Raw genomic sequence first — 14,926 nt, forward strand, 5'->3', positions numbered from 1 at the left:
CTTCGGCTCACCTGCCGTGCTTCTGTGAGCGTTCACAGTAGAGAAACATCCCGGACACTTGTCAATGGTTGTTGCTGTGCGGTTATGTTGGTCTCACGCCGCTGGCGTTGTGTGTGCACGTTCCCAAATGATCGATTACATGGGAGAGATCCATGCCGGAGACCAACCCCAAGGGCCTCACCGGGCTCGCCTTCGGTGGGGACTACAACCCCGAGCAGTGGCCGGAAAGCGTCTGGCCCGAGGACGTCCGGCTGATGCGCGAGGCGGGCGTCACCATGGTGAGCGTCGGGATCTTCTCCTGGGCCCTCCTCGAACCGGCCCGGGGCACCTACGAGTTCGGCTGGCTCGACCGCGTCCTCGACCTGCTGCACGAGAACGGCATCCGCGCGGACCTGGGCACCCCGACCGTCGCACCGCCCGCCTGGTTCTACCGCGAACACCCCGAGGCGCTCCCCGTCGCAGCCGACGGCACCCGCTACGCCTTCGGCTCACGCGGCGCCATCTGCCACAGCAACACCGACTACCGCGCCGCCGCCGCTTCCATCACCACCCGGCTCGCGACCCGGTACGCGGACCATCCCGCCCTCGCCCTGTGGCACGTCCACAACGAGTACGGCGTCCCGGTCTCGGCCTGCTACTGCGACTCCTGCGCGGCGCACTTCCGCCGCTGGCTGACCGGTGCCTACGGGACCGTCGACGAGCTCAACGAGGCCTGGGGCACGGCCTTCTGGGGCCAGCGCTACACCGACTTCGACCAGGTCGACCCGCCACGCACGACACCGACCGTCGGCAATCCGGCGCAGGCGCTGGACTACAGGCGGTTCGCCGACGCGACCATGCGGGAGAACTTCACCGCGGAGCGGGACATCCTCCACCGCCTCGCGCCGGGCATCCCCGTCACCACCAACTTCATGACGGCCCTCAGCCAGTGCGACTCGGTCGACTACTGGGCCTGGGGCCGCGAGGTCGACCTCGTCACCAACGACCACTACCTGATGACCGACGGACGCCGCACCCAGGTGAACCTCGCGATGGCCGCCGACCTCACCCGCTCGGTCGCGGGCGGCGCGCCCTGGCTGCTCCTCGAACACTCCACCTCGGGCGTGAACTGGCAGCCCCGCAACCCGGCCAAGGCGCCCGGCCAGATGGCCCGCAACTCCCTCACCCACGTGGCCCGCGGCTCCGAGGGCGCCATGTTCTTCCAGTGGCGGCAGTCCCGCAGCGGCGCCGAGAAGTTCCACTCCTCGATGCTGCCGCACGCCGGCACCGACTCGCGCGTGTGGCGCGAGGTGGTCGAACTCGGCGCGGCCGTCGACTCGTTGAGCTCGATCAAGGGCACCCGGACGGTCGCCGACGTGGCCGTGCTGTGGGACTGGCAGTCCTGGTGGGCGCAGAGCCTCCAGTGGCGGCCGAGCGAGGACCACGACGCCCGTGAGCGCGCCGACGCCTTCTACGAGGCCCTCTACGACCGTCACCTCACCGTCGACTTCGCCCACCCGGAAGCCGACTTGTCGGCCTATCCCCTTGTCGTCGTACCCGCCCTCTATCTGATGACCGAGGCCGCGGCGGACAACCTGAGGGAGTACGTCGAGCGCGGCGGCACCCTTCTCGTCTCCTACTTCTCCGGCATCGTCGACGAGCACGACGCCGTCCACGAGGGGCCGCATCCCGGCGCCCTGCGGGACGTACTCGGCCTGACTGTCGAGGAGTTCTCGCCCCTGCTCCAGGGGGAGCTCGTCCGGATCACCGGGCCCGACGGCTCCGAACTCACCGGCGACGTGTGGACCGAGTTCGTGGTCCCGCGCGGTGCCGAGACCGTCTGGACGTACGCGGACGGGCTCGCCGCCGGGCACCCGGCCGTCACCCGGCACCGCAGCGGCGCGGGCTCGGCCTGGTACGTGTCCACGCGCCTGGCGACCGAGGGGCTCGACGCGCTGATCGGTTGGGTGGCCGACGACGCGCGCATCGCGCCGCGCGCCGACGTACCCCGCGACGTCGAAGTGGTGCGCCGCACGGGCGAGTCGGGAACCTACGTGTTCGCGGTCAACCACACCGCGTCCGACGCGAAGGTGTCGCTGGACGCCCACGGCACCGAGCTCCTCACGGGCGAACGCGCCGCCGGCCGTCTCGCGGTCCCGGCGGGCGCCGTGCGGGTCGTGCGCCTCGACACATGACTGGCCGTGGGCCGTTCGGGGCGCTCGACCGTGCCCCGGTCGGCCGGCACGGGGATGGGGACTTCACCTGGGCTCAGGGCCGGCCCGGCGGCGGGCCGGGGGTCCTGCCCCGTCCACCTGGGCGACCGGGGGCCGGAGGGGGGATCCCGTTCCGGCCCCCGGGTGAGCCGGAAGCCCGGGTACGGACCTGGCCGGGCCCCGGGCCGACCGGCCGCCGGGGTGTGGGCCCGCCCCGGAACGGGCTCGGACGAGCCGGCCCCCACCGCACGGGAGGCACCGGACCCGCCCCGACCGGTCACCGGAACACGGGGTTCGACCGTTTCCGGTCCGGCGGCGGACCCGGCACCGCCCCCGCCGACCGCACCACCCGACCCCGGTTCCACCGAACCCGGCGGCACCGACCACCGTCCGGGGCGTGACCCGGCAGCCGCACCCGCGGCGCCGGTCGTCCGACCCCGTCCCGGGCACCGCCCGACCACCGTCCGGGCCGTACCCCGGCAGAGCTGGTCGTTCGACCCCGTCCCAAACGCCGCCCGACCACTGTCCGTGCCCGAGGCCCCGGCGACCGCACCCGAGTCGTCCGGGCACCACCCGGCGATCCCCCCACCCGGCGATCCCCCCACCCGGCAGGCCGCACGGCCCGCCGGGCCGCTCCGACAGCCGTCCGAGTCGCAGCACTCGACGGCGATCCGCCCCCCCTCCGCCCGTGCGAGCCGTGAAGCCGCGGGCGGAGGGGTTCGCCCCGGTTCCACCTCGGATCCACCCCGGATCCCTCCGGGGCACCTCTCCCCACCACGTCGAAGGGACGACGGACGACGATGTTCCATCCCAGACGCACACTCAGGGCCCTGCTGCTGCCATTCGTGGCCGGACTCGCCCTCACCGCCCTCCCCGCGGGGACCGCGCAGGCGGCGAGCACCCTGACCAACGCCGGCTTCGAGACCGACGGGACCGGCGCCGCCGTGCCCAGCGGCTGGTCGGAGTACGGCGACACCGGCGCCTCGTACGTCGAGGCCGGTGGCCACGGCGGCAGTTACCGCCTCACCCATTACTCCGCCTCGGCCTACAAGGTGGAGACCTATCAGTACCTCTCCGGACTGACCAACGGGAACTACAAGCTCACCGCGTGGGTGCGCTCGGGCGGCGGGCAGAACTCCGCCTACCTCGCCCTGAAGAACTGCGGCGGCACCGAGCAGCGCACCGACCTGCCGGTCTCCAGCAGCGGGTGGATCCACCTCGTCGTGCCCGTCTCCGTGACGAACAACCAGTGCACGATCAGCGTCTACTCCGACGCCAACGCCGGGAACTGGATCAACGTCGACGACCTGACGTTCACCTCCGGCACCACCGGACTGTCCGTCAAGGGCTCCGACGTCTCCTCCCTCGCCAAGAGCGAGGCCTACGGCGGTGTCTACAAGACCAGTTCGGGCACCACCGGCGACGCGCTCGCCATCCTGAAGTCCGCCGGGATGAACTACGCGCGCCTCAAGGTCTGGGTGAATCCGGCCGACGGCTACAACAACAAGACCCGTGTCCTCGCGACGGCCAAGCGCGTCAAGGCGCAGGGCATGAAGCTCCTGGTCGACTTCCACTACTCCGACACCTGGGCCGACCCGGGCACCCAGACCAAGCCGGCCGCCTGGAGCGGACACACGTACAGCCAGTTGAAGACGGACGTCTACAACCACACGTACGACGTCCTGAACGCCCTCAAGGCGCAGGGCACCACGGCCGACATGGTGCAGATCGGCAACGAGATCAACGGCGGCATGCTCTGGTCCGAGGGCTCCACGGACAACTTCGCGCAGCTCGCGGGACTTCTCAACTCCGGCTACGACGCGGCCAAGGCGGTCAGTTCCTCCACCGTCGTGGCACTGCACCTCGCCAAGGGCGGCGATCTCACCGGCACCCGCTGGTGGTTCGACACCGCCCTCGCCAACGGCGTGAAGTTCGACGCCATCGGCCTGTCCTACTACGGCTACTGGCACGGCTCGCTCTACGACTTCCAGACCACCCTGGACGACGCGGCCTCCCGCTACGCCAAGCCGGTGTTCGTCGCCGAGACGGCCTACCCCTTCCGTCTGGACAGCGACGACGCGCTCGTCAACCAGATCGACACGACCGGTGAACTGGTCTCCGGCTACCCAGCCACGACCACCGGGCAGTCCAACTGGCTGCGTGACGTCATGAACATCGTGGAGGCCGTGCCCAACGGCCGCGGTCTCGGCGTCTTCTACTGGGAGGCCACCTGGACGGCGGTCACCGGCAACGGCTGGGACCCGGCCGACGCCGCCTCCGGCAACGGGTGGGAGAACCAGGCCCTGTTCGGCTTCGACGACAAGGCGCTTCCGGCCATGTCCGTGTTCGGTCACCGCTGAGCGCGAAGGGGTCCGGCCGCCGGTGCGGCCGGGCCCCGCGCCCCCTCGGGGTCGTCCCGCTCCGGCCACGGTCGCCCGAAGTCCGTGCGTGCCGCCCCCGGCTGCGGGACAGTGGCGGGAGACCGTCACGACGGAGGGGAACGAGATGCTGAAGGGGCCCTGCAACGGGCGACGGCTGGACATCCTGGAGTGGTTGCGCAACCCCGTGGCGCACTTCCCGCCGCAGCGCCGCGCCGACCTCGTCGAGGACGGTGTCGGCACCGAGGCCCTCGCCGTCAAACTCGGTGTGAGCCGGGCCGTGGCCCGCACCCACCTGGACCTCCTCGCCGGAGTCGGTCTGCTGCGCGCCAAGAAGGTGGGGCGGCGGACCTACTACCGTTGCGACGAGTACCGTATCGCCGAGGTGAGCCACTACTTCGAGAAGGGCTGGTAGGCGCGTGGGAGACGGGTCCGGCACGGTGGCCACAGCCCTTTCGCCCCGGCGCGCGGTGCCGCTCGGCGGCAGCGGCCCCGAGGACGTGGTGGCCGACTCCCGGGGCGGGGTGCTGACCGGCCTGGAGGACGGCCGCATCGTGCGCGTCGACGGGCTCGACGACCCCGACCGCACCGGCGTCAAGGTCGTCGCCGAGACGGGCGGCAGGCCACTCGGCCTCGAACTCCTGCCGGACAACGCGCTGTTGGTGTGCGACGCCGAACGCGGACTGCTGCGGGTCGGTCTCGAGGACGGAGTGGTCCGCGTCCTCGCCGACAAGGTCGCCGGAGTCCCGCTGCGCTTCTGCAGCAATGTGGTCGCCCTCTCGGACGGCACGGTGTACTTCACCGTCTCCAGCCGGAGTTACCCCCTGAAGCAGTGGATCGGCGACCTCGTCGAGCACACCGGCTCGGGCTGTCTGCTGCGCCTCGCGCCGGGGGAGAAGGAACCCGAAGTCCTCCTGGAAGGGCTTCAGTTCGCGAACGGCCTCGCCGCCTCGGCCGACGAGTCGTTCCTCGTCCTCGCGGAGACGGGCCGGTTCCGTCTCGTCCGGTACTGGCTCACCGGACCGCTCGCGGGCCGTTCCGAGACCTTCGCCGACGACCTGCCCGGTCAGCCCGACAACCTGTGGCGCGCCCCGGACGGTCCGATCTGGGTGGCCCTGGCGGGCCCCCGCGTCGGTGCCCTGGAACTCCTGCACCGCCGGGGCCCGGCCGTCCGGCGCGCCGCCGCCCGGATCGCCGTACGGGCGCCCTTCCGGCCCCCGGGCACCACGGGCGTCCTCGCGGTCGCCGACGACGGCACCGTCGTGCACCACCTCGAGAGCCGCCGGGCCCGGTTCCGGATGGTGACCAGCGCCTGTGAGTCCGACGGCCGGCTGGTCCTCGGGAGCATCTGGGAGCGGGGCCTCGCTGTCTGCGACCTCCCGGGCACCGTCGGCTGAGCGGCCGGGGCCCTTCGGCGGGGACCGGGTGTGCGGGGACCGGGTGTGCGGGGTCCGCGCTCCCGGCGTTACCCTGTTCACCGGCCGCGATCCCACAGCGCGGCGCGGTGGTGGGGCCCGCCGTACCCGAACCGCGGCGCGGATGCCGCCAACGGTCCCTGCTTGCGATGCCGTGTGCCCGCACCGGCCCGGCGAGTAGGAGCACCGGAGACCATGGCAGTCCCGCATCCCGAGCATGTCGGCGAGTCCGGCGCCCCCGTGCGCCCGCCCGCCCGTACCCCGTCCCCCTGGCACGGCCAGGGCCCGGTCGTCGCGGCGGTCTCGCTGGGCGGCGTCATCGGCGCCACGGCCCGCTACGGAGCCGGGCTGCTGTGGCCCACGCCGGACGGCGCCTTCCCCTGGACCACGTTCACGATCAACGTCGTGGGCTGCGCCGCCATGGGCGTGCTCATGGTGCTGATCACCGACCTGCCGGCCGTGCACCGCCTCGCGCGCCCCTTCCTCGGCACCGGGGTCCTCGGCGGCTTCACCACCTTTTCGACGTACGCCGTCGACATCCGGGGACTGGTCGGCGCGGGTCACCCGGGCACCGGGCTCGCCTACCTCGCCGCGACCCTGTGCGCGGCCCTCGCGGCGGTGTGGCTCGGGACGACGGCGGCGCGCCGCGCCCTGGCACGGAGGCGACGATGACACGACTCACGGGCGGCGCCCTGCGGCTGACGGTCCTCATCGGCGAGAACGACACCTGGCACCACAGACCGCTGTACGCGGAGATCGTGCACCGCGCCCACGCGGCGGGTCTCGCGGGCGCCAGCGTCTTCAAGGGCGTCGAGGGCTTCGGCGCCTCCTCGCTCGTCCACACCTCGCGGCTGCTCTCGCTGAGCGAGGACCTGCCGGTGGCCGTGATCGTCGTGGACACCGAGGAGCGGGTCCGGGCCTTCCTGCCGCAGCTCGACGAACTCGTCACCGAGGGCCTGGTGGTCCTCGACCCCTGCGAGGTCATCCGCTACGTGGGCCGCGGCGGCGCGACCGGCGGAGACCCGTCCGCGGAAGGCGGGAGTCCGCCGTGAACTGGCTGCTGGTGATCATCGGTGCCGCGATCGGCGCACCCCTGCGGTACCTGACCGACCGGGCGGTGCAGCTGAGGCACGATACGGTCTTCCCCTGGGGCACCCTCGTCGTGAACGTGACAGGATGCCTGATCCTCGGTCTGCTGACCGGTGCCGCCTCGGCGGGGCAGGTGTCCGGACACCTGCACCTGCTGATCGGGACCGGTCTGTGCGGGGCGCTCACCACGTACTCGACGTTCTCGTACGAGACCCTGCGTCTGACCGGGACGGGGGCGGGGTTCTACGCTGCCGCCAACGTGATCGTGAGTGTGACGGCGGGCCTCGGCGCGGCGTTCGCCGGGGTCTCGTTTGCCCAAGCTTTGTGGACCTAGGTGTCGGGCGTCCGCGCGTATAGGTAACACTGTCCCCTGCACCGTCTACAGCACTGTCGACCAACTTTTCAGAACTGGATCCCATGAGCGTCATCAACGTCGGTCAGGCCGTCGTCCTCGGAATCGTCGAGGGGGTGACCGAATTCCTCCCCGTGTCCTCGACCGGCCACCTCAAGATCACCGAGGGCCTGATGGGGATCCCCGTCGACGACGACGCCGTCGTCGGCTTCTCCGCGGTCATCCAGGTCGGCGCCATCGCCGCCGTGCTCGTGTACTTCTTCAAGGACATCGTGCGGATCGTCTCCGCCTGGGGACGCGGACTGCGCGACAAGAACGAGCGCCACCACCACGACTACAAGTTCGCGTGGTGGGTCATCTACGCGACGATCCCGATCGTGGCCGTGGGCCTCGGGGCCAAGAGCCTCATCGAGGGTCCGCTGGCCTCCCTGTGGGTGGTCGCCGGCTCGCTGATCGTCGGCAGTGGCGTGATGTGGGCGGCCGACCAGATGGGCCGCCACAAGCGCGGTGAGGACGACGTCTCGTTCAAGGACGCGATGCTGGTCGGCAGCTCCCAGATCCTCGCCCTGCTCTTCCCCGGCTTCTCGCGCTCCGGCGCCACCATGTCGACGGGTCTCATCCTCGACCTGGACCGCGTCGCCGCCACCCGGCTCTCCTTCTTCCTCGGCATCCCGGCCCTGACCGGCGCCGGCCTGTACGAGCTGAAGGACGCCCTGGGCACCGGCGTGGGCGCCGCCCCGCTGATCACCGGCACCGTCGTGTCGTTCGTCGTCGCCTACGCCTCCATCGCCTGGCTCCTGAAGTTCGTCGCCAAGCACTCCTTCAACGCCTTCGTGATCTACCGCATCGTCATCGGCGTGCTGCTCTTCGGGCTGCTGGGCACGGGCGTCATCGACAGCTGACACCACCCGGGGCGACGGTGCGCATTCGCTCCGGGCCGAGAACGATCCGCCCGCAGGGGGCGTGGAGCCGGAATCCGGCTCCACGCCCCCTGCGCCGTTCCCGCACACCGCACACCGTTGGCCCAGGAGCCCAGGAGCCCAGGAGCCCAGGAGCCCAGGAGCCCAGGAGCCCGGAAGGCCGGAAGGTCGGAAGGCCGGGCCGCCGGGCCGCGGCACGGAGCGGGCGGCACAATGGCGATCATGCCCGGGAACTCGCCACAGCCGTCCGCCCTGACCTTCCAGCCGGTCCTGGAGCGCATCGCCACCGAGGTCGCGCAGACACCGGGACGCGGGCGGCCCGCCGACTACATCCCGGCGCTCGCCGCCTGCGACCCCCGCCGCTTCGGCATGGCCGTCGCCGAGCTCGACGGCACGGTGTACGGCGTGGGGGACTGGCGGCAGCCGTTCTCCACGCAGTCCGTCACCAAGGTCTTCACGCTCGCCCTCGACCTGGCCCGCGAGGGCGACGCGCTGTGGGAGCACGTCGGGCGGGAGCCCTCCGGCAACCCGTTCAACTCCCTGGTCCAGCTCGAGTACGAGAACGGCATCCCGCGCAACCCGTTCATCAACGCCGGAGCCCTCGTCGTCACCGACCGGTTGCAGACCCGGACCGGCGACGCGGCCGGCACCCTGCTGGAGTTCCTGCGGGCCGAGAGCGGCAACGCACATCTCGACTTCGACCGGGACATCGCCGCCTCCGAGACCGCGAACGGCGACCGCAACGCGGCCCTCGCCCACTTCATGGCCTCCTACGGCAACATCGACAACCCGGTGCCGGTCCTGCTCGACCAGTACTTCCTCCAGTGCTCGATCGCCGCCTCCTGCGCCGACCTCGCCCTCGCCACCGGATTCCTGGCCCGGCACGGCATCCGTGCCGACGGCAGCAGGCTGCTCTCCCGCAGCCAGGCCAAGCAGATCAACGCGATCATGCTGACCTGCGGGACGTACGACGCCGCGGGCGACTTCGCCTACCGGGTCGGACTTCCGGGCAAGAGCGGGGTGGGCGGCGGCATCATCGCCGTGGTGCCGGGCCGGTGCACCCTGTGCGTCTGGAGCCCGGGTCTCGACGAACGCGGCAACTCGGTGGCGGGCGTGGCGGCCCTGGACCGCTTCACGACCCTGACCGGCCTGTCGGTGTTCTGACTCCCCTCCCACCACGACTCTCCTCCCACCACACGGAGGTCACGCGCCGGACCCCGTCCGGAGGGCGCCGCGTCGTCTTCCGGCCACCCGGTGTCGACACGCTTGCGGAGTGTTGGCCATGGCTTTTCCCGCCGATCTCCGCCGCTGCCAGGCCCTGGGCCTGGCCGGTACCGCCGTCCTCGCCCTGGGCGGCGAGACCGCGGGGGCCCTGCCCGCGCGCGACCTCCTCGCCCCCGGATCGGGGCGGGCCGTACTGGGCCTGGTCGGGGTGTACTTCGGTGTCGTCCTGCTGATAGCCGCGTGGGCGCTGCTGGGCACCGTCGTCCGCGGGCCCGAACCGCCGGCTCCGCGCTCCCTGCTGCTCGTCCTGGCCACCTGGGCGGCGCCGCTGCTGCTCGCACCGCCGCTCTTCAGCCGGGACGTCTACAGCTATCTCGCCCAGGGCGCCATGGTCGACGCCCACATCGACGTCTACGCGTACGGGCCCGCGCGGCTCGGCGGCCCGCTCGCCGACGAGGTGGCGCCCGTGTGGCGGAGCACGACGACGCCGTACGGACCGGTCTTCCTCGCCGTCGCCCGCGGCCTGTCGTCGCTGACCCGCGGGGAGATACCGGCCGGACTCCTCGGCATGCGCGTGGTCGCCCTGCTCGGCGTGGCCCTGATGGCGGCGGCCCTGCCCCGCCTCGCCCGGCACAGCGGCGCCGATCCGGCCGCCGCGCTGTGGCTGGGCGCGCTGAACCCCCTGGTCCTGCTGCACCTGGTGGCCGGTGCGCACAACGACGCCGTCATGCTCGGTCTGCTCGGTGTCGGCCTGGTGGCCGCGCGCGGCCGATGGCCCGTCGCGGGCGTCGTCCTGGTCACCCTGGCCGCCCTCGTCAAGGCGCCCGCCGCGCTCGGCCTGGTGGCGGTGATCGCGCTGCGCGGGCGCGGGCGGGGGCACCGGGGCATCGCGCGGGCCACGGCGGCCACCGTCGTGGTCGCGGCCGCGACGACGGTCGCCGCGACCGCGGTGGCCGGTACGGGCTACGGCTGGATAGCCGCCCTGAGGACCCCCGTCTCGCCGCACAACTGGTCACCCACCAGCGTCCTCGGGCGCGCCACCGGCGCGCTGCTCCAGAAGCTCGGCAGCGGACTCGCCCCCCTCGCGATGCCCGCCTGGCACGCCCTCGGACTCGTGGCGACCGTGGGACTGCTGCTCTTCATATGGCTGCGGCTGCGCCCGCACCCGGTCTACGCGCTGGGCCTGAGCCTGGCCGCGGTGGCCGTGTTCGGACCGGCGATCCGCCCCTGGTACGCGCTGTGGGGCCTGTTCCTCATCGCGGCGGCCGCGCCCACCGCCTCGGTGCGCGGCCGGGTCGCGGCCGCCAGCGCGGTGCTCGCGCTCGCGGTCCTGCCGAGCGGGTCGCCGGCGGACGCGGGACAGGTGGTCCTCGCCGTCTCCGGCGGCCTGCTCGCCCTCGTCGTGCTCTGGCACGCCCATCAGGCGGCGCGGCCGCAGACCCCGGTACTGGAACGGACGGCATGACGGAAGACACGGAGCACGGAACGGGCCCCAGCGGGACGAGAGGGGCGGGGGAGACGAGCGGGGCGAGGGTGATGAGTGCCGGGAGCGCGACGACGGGGACGACGGAAGCGGACGCGCCGGCCGGTGGGCGGGGCTCCGGCGGCGCGGCGGCGCTGCTGGGCACCGACCGCCGGAGGTTCCTCCTCGTCCTCGCCCTGGCCGTCGTCGTCGGCGCCTTCACGGCCACCGTGCCGCTGCTGCGCGACTGGTTCGACCTGCGCGTGTACTACGGGGCGGTCGACACCTGGGTCCACCACGGCGGCAGCATCTACGACTACCGGGTGCCGGGAACGGCGTACGGCTTCACCTACCCGCCCTTCGCGGCCCTCGGCATGCTGCCGATGGCACTGGTCGGGCTGAGCACGGCGATCGCCCTCGCACTGCTGCTCAACCTCGCCGCCCTGACCTTGGTGGTGGGCGTCCTGGTCGGGCCCGAACTGCGCCGCTACGGCTGGTTCGGCTGCGCTCTGACGGCCTGTCTGCTGGCGCTGTTCGAACCGGTCCGCGACACCTTCAGCTTCGGCCAGGTCAACCTGGTGCTGCTGGCCCTCGTGCTGAGCGACGCCTGGCTGCTGTCGGCCGGGCGGGGCCGCTGGGCGGGTGTCGGCATCGGTCTGGCCGCGGCGGTCAAGCTGACCCCCGCGCTCTTCGTCGCGCTGCTGCTGCTGGGCCGCCGCCGGCGGGCCGCCGGTGTCGCCACGGCCGTCGCCGCGGCCGCCACCGCGCTGGCCGCCTGGGCGGCGCCGGACGCCTCGCGCTTCTACTGGACCGACGCGCTGTGGGACACGTCCCGCGTCGGGCGCCTGGCCTACGTCTCCAACCAGTCGTTGCAGGGCGTGCTGGCACGGCTCGTGGCGCCGCAGGAGCCGAGCAGGGCGCTGTGGGCGATGCTGGCCCTGCTGGTCCTCGCCGTCTGGGCGCGGCGGACCTCGCGCGCCCTCGCCGACGAGGACTGGACCGCCGCCTTCGCCCTGACCGGGCTGGCCGCCTGTCTCGTCAGCCCGATCACCTGGGTGCACCACCTCGTCTGGCTGCTGCCCTCCTTCGCGGTGCTGCTGCGCCGGCGCCGGCTGCGGGTCGCGGCGGCCCTGTACGCGGTGCTGTGCAGCAGCGTGGTGTGGCTGTGGTTCGACGACGCCTCGGGCCTCGACGGTTTCCTCGGCGGCAACGCCTATGCGTGGATCACGCTCGGGCTGCTGCTGTGGCTGCCGGTGGGTCAGCCGCGCCCGGACCGGCGCGCCCTGAGCCGCAGGGCCAGCGCGACGCCCGCGGCGCCCAGCACGGCGGCACCGGCGATCTCGGCCGCGCCGGGCCAGTCGAGGCCCGCGTCCTCAGGGGGTGCGGCAGCCGGCCGGGCGCTGTTCGCGGGCGGGGCGGCGGCGGCCGGGGGCCGGGCGACGGGCCGGGAGGGAACGGAGGAAGGGGCGGAGGGCCCGGCAGGGGTGGAGGGTCCGGCGGCGGGGGCGGCAGGTGCGTCGGGCAGCGTCCCCACGGGATCGACGCGGCCGTCCGCCGCGAAGCCCCAGTCGAGCAGCGAGCGCGCCTCCTCGTACACGGTCGTCCCGCCGCCCGCCTGAGGGTGCATCACCGTGACGACGAGGGTGCGCGTGCCGTGCTTGGCGGCGGCGACCAGGGTGTTCCCCGCGTTGGTGGTGTAGCCGTTCTTGACCCCGATCAGCCCCGGGTACCGCCCCACCCCGCTCGCGCCGGTCAGGAGCCGGTTGGTGTTCTGGATCCCGTACGAGGAGCCGTTCTCACCGGGGAACATCGCCTCGGCGGTGGAGCAGTACCGCGCGAAGTCGGGGTCGCGCAGCCCGGCCCGGCCGAACACCGCCAGGTCGTACGCCGAGGAGACCTGCCCGGGGGTGTCGTACCCGTCGGGCGACACGACGTAGGTGTCGTCCGCGCCGAGGGAGCGGGCCTTGGCCTGCATCTGGGCGGCGGTGGCCGTCCAGCCGCCGTTCATCGAGGCGAGCACGTGCACGGCGTCGTTGCCGGAGTTGAGGAAGACACCGCGCCACAGGTCCGCCACCCGGTAGGTGATGCCCCCGACGACACCGACCATGCTGCTGCCCGCGCCGATGCCCTCCAGTTCCCGCTCCTTGACGGTGTGCAGGGTGCTGCCGGGCAGCATCGGGAGGACGGTGAGGGCGAACAGGGTCTTCAGGGTGCTCGCGGGCGGCAGCCTGCGGTGGGCGTTGTGCGCGGCGAGGATGTCACCGGTGCGCGCGTCGGCCACCACCCAGGACAGTGCGGAGATGTTCGCGGGGACGTCGGGTGCCCCGGTCCGGAGCCGTACCCGGGTGCCCGGCTGATGGAGCGACGAAGGCGGCAGCGCGGCCGGCCGCGCTGCCCCGGGACCCCGGGCACCGAGTGCGGTGGCCGGGCCCTGCGCGGCCAGCAGACCGGCCGCGCAGACGGCGGAACAGGCCAGGGCGGCACGCGTGACCGCGGAGCGCGAAGCGGCGGTCCGGAATGAGAATCCGATCGTCATACCGCAAACGTAGGAACGGACGCGCGACACGCCGGGGTGGCCGGGCCGCGCGGCGCCGTCGAGCACCCGGATGCCGCAGGGGCGGCGGTCAGGAGGGCAGGGTGGGCTGAACGCGGCGCAGGAAGGCGGCGTTGTCGGGCGTGGCGCGCAGCCGCTCCAGGAGCGTTTCCAGACCGGTCCCCCCGTCCCGTGTCAGCAGGGCGCGGCGCAGTCCTCGTACGACGGTCAACTCGGCCTCCGGCACCAGGAGTTCCTCGCGGCGGGTACCGGAGGGGGTGATGTCGACGGCGGGGAAGACGCGCCGGGCGGCCAGGGTCCGGTCCAGCCGGAGCTCCATGTTGCCGGTGCTCTTGAGCTCCTCGAAGAAGTAGTCGTCGGCGCGGGAACCGGTCTCCACCAGGGCGGTGGCGAGGATGGTCAGCGAGCCGCCCTCCTCGGCGAGGCGCGCCGCGCCGAAGAGCCGTTTGGGGCCCTGGAGGGCGGCGGCGTCGACACCGCCGCTGAGGGTGCGCCCGCCGGCGGCGGCCGCGTTGTTGTGCGCCCGGCACAGCCGGGTGAGCGAGTCGAGCAGGATCACGACGTCCTCGCCCGCCTCGACGAGCCGCTTGGCCCGCTCGACGACGAGTTCGGCGAGCGCGATGTGCTGCCTGGGCGTCTGGTCGAAGGTGGAGGCGTACACCTCGCCGCGCACGGAGCGCCGCATGTCGGTGACTTCCTCGGGGCGTTCGTCGAGCAGCACCACCATCAGACGGCATTCGGGGTGGTTGCCGGCCACGGCGGCGGCGATCTGCTGGAGCAGCACCGTCTTGCCGGTCTTGGGCGGGGCGACGATCAGGCCGCGCTGCCCCTTGCCGACCGGCGAGACGAGGTCCGCGACGCGTCCGGTCAGCCCGCTCGCCGGGTGCTCCAGGCGGAGCCGGTCACGGGGGTGCAGCGGGGTGAGGTCCTTGAAGTGCGGTCGGCGGAGCGGCACTTCGGCCGCCCGGCCGTTGATCCGCTCGACCTCGGTGAGGACCCGGGGTCCGCCGCGCACGCCTTCCACGGTGTCGCCCTTGCGCAGGCCGTGACGGCGGATCAGCGCGGGGGAGACCTGGAGGTCGTCGGGCGACGGCAGGAGGTTCGCGGAGCGCAGGTGCCCCTTCCCGCCGCCGTCGATGTCGAGGACACCGATGACGGTGGTCCGGGCCTGGGGCCGCCGCTGTACGGGAGGGTGTTCGAGTGTGGTGGTCATGGGGTGTCCTCTCACGGACGGAATCGCACGGGCATGCGGAAGGAAGGGGGAGAGGCCGCTGAGGGAGGACGCGGTGCGCGCCTCGGTGCGGCGGGAACACCACTTCGGACGCGACGGGAGGGATTCC

The 14,926-nt window shown here is 72.9% G+C and carries 12 protein-coding genes and 1 pseudogene; 11 read left to right on the forward strand and 2 right to left on the reverse strand.

All coding sequences use genetic code 11. The features are described from left to right. The first annotated feature begins 152 nt into the window (after positions 1-152). The 11 genes from CW362_RS16900 (at position 153) to CW362_RS45470 (ending at position 12,651) form a co-directional block, all read left to right on the forward strand. A complete protein-coding gene (locus tag CW362_RS16900) occupies positions 153-2,174 on the forward strand; it encodes a beta-galactosidase (RefSeq protein WP_103550306.1) in 2,022 nt (673 codons plus the stop codon). A gap of 818 nt (positions 2,175-2,992) precedes the next feature. After that, positions 2,993-4,552: a glycosyl hydrolase 53 family protein gene (locus CW362_RS16905; RefSeq protein ID WP_103550307.1), complete on the forward strand. Its 1,560-nt coding sequence runs from the start codon at positions 2,993-2,995 to the stop codon at positions 4,550-4,552. Between the two features lie 145 nt (positions 4,553-4,697). Beyond that, the gene (locus CW362_RS16910) at positions 4,698-4,985 is read left to right on the forward strand and encodes a helix-turn-helix domain-containing protein (protein WP_103550308.1); all 288 of its coding nucleotides are present in this window, start codon (positions 4,698-4,700) and stop codon (positions 4,983-4,985) included. A gap of 25 nt (positions 4,986-5,010) precedes the next feature. Continuing rightward, positions 5,011-5,967 (forward strand): SMP-30/gluconolactonase/LRE family protein, encoded by a 957-nt coding sequence (locus tag CW362_RS16915; protein WP_103550383.1) that lies wholly within the window; start codon positions 5,011-5,013, stop codon positions 5,965-5,967. Between the two features lie 213 nt (positions 5,968-6,180). Further along, the gene (crcB, locus tag CW362_RS16920) at positions 6,181-6,657 is read left to right on the forward strand and encodes a fluoride efflux transporter CrcB (protein WP_103550309.1); all 477 of its coding nucleotides are present in this window, start codon (positions 6,181-6,183) and stop codon (positions 6,655-6,657) included. Then, entirely contained in the window at positions 6,654-7,037 is a 384-nt protein-coding gene (locus CW362_RS16925; RefSeq protein WP_103550310.1) for a DUF190 domain-containing protein, read from the forward strand. Before crcB (CW362_RS16920) ends, CW362_RS16925 begins: the two co-directional genes overlap by 4 nt. Next, positions 7,034-7,408 carry a fluoride efflux transporter CrcB gene (gene crcB, locus CW362_RS16930; protein WP_103550311.1) on the forward strand — a complete coding sequence of 125 codons (375 nt, stop codon included), beginning with the start codon at positions 7,034-7,036 and terminating at the stop codon, positions 7,406-7,408. The genes CW362_RS16925 and crcB (CW362_RS16930) overlap by 4 nt, the downstream gene beginning before the upstream one ends. Positions 7,409-7,491: 83 nt before the next feature. Then, positions 7,492-8,328, forward strand: a complete 837-nt coding sequence (locus CW362_RS16935; protein WP_103550312.1) for an undecaprenyl-diphosphate phosphatase — start codon at positions 7,492-7,494, stop codon at positions 8,326-8,328. A 240-nt stretch (positions 8,329-8,568) separates the two neighbouring features. Further along, positions 8,569-9,510: a glutaminase gene (locus tag CW362_RS16940; RefSeq protein WP_103550384.1), complete on the forward strand. Its 942-nt coding sequence runs from the start codon at positions 8,569-8,571 to the stop codon at positions 9,508-9,510. Positions 9,511-9,628: 118 nt separating this feature from the next. Continuing rightward, the gene (mptB, locus tag CW362_RS16945) at positions 9,629-11,035 is read left to right on the forward strand and encodes a polyprenol phosphomannose-dependent alpha 1,6 mannosyltransferase MptB (protein ID WP_103550313.1); all 1,407 of its coding nucleotides are present in this window, start codon (positions 9,629-9,631) and stop codon (positions 11,033-11,035) included. Continuing rightward, positions 11,032-12,651 (forward strand): glycosyltransferase 87 family protein, encoded by a 1,620-nt coding sequence (locus CW362_RS45470; RefSeq protein ID WP_338069062.1) that lies wholly within the window; start codon positions 11,032-11,034, stop codon positions 12,649-12,651. Before mptB ends, CW362_RS45470 begins: the two co-directional genes overlap by 4 nt. 14 nt (positions 12,652-12,665) lie before the next feature. On the opposite strand, the pseudogene CW362_RS44515 reads toward CW362_RS45470, so the two are convergent. Then, positions 12,666-13,568 (reverse strand): annotated as a pseudogene (locus CW362_RS44515) (D-alanyl-D-alanine carboxypeptidase family protein); the annotation flags it as partial. 88 nt (positions 13,569-13,656) lie between these two features. After that, positions 13,657-14,799 carry a transcription termination factor Rho gene (rho, locus tag CW362_RS16960; protein ID WP_103550316.1) on the reverse strand — a complete coding sequence of 381 codons (1,143 nt, stop codon included), beginning with the start codon at positions 14,797-14,799 and terminating at the stop codon, positions 13,657-13,659. Between the last annotated feature and the right edge of the window lie 127 nt (positions 14,800-14,926).

This window comes from Streptomyces populi (genome assembly GCF_002911015.1).
In the GTDB taxonomy this organism is placed as follows: Bacteria; Actinomycetota; Actinomycetes; order Streptomycetales; family Streptomycetaceae; genus Streptomyces; species Streptomyces populi.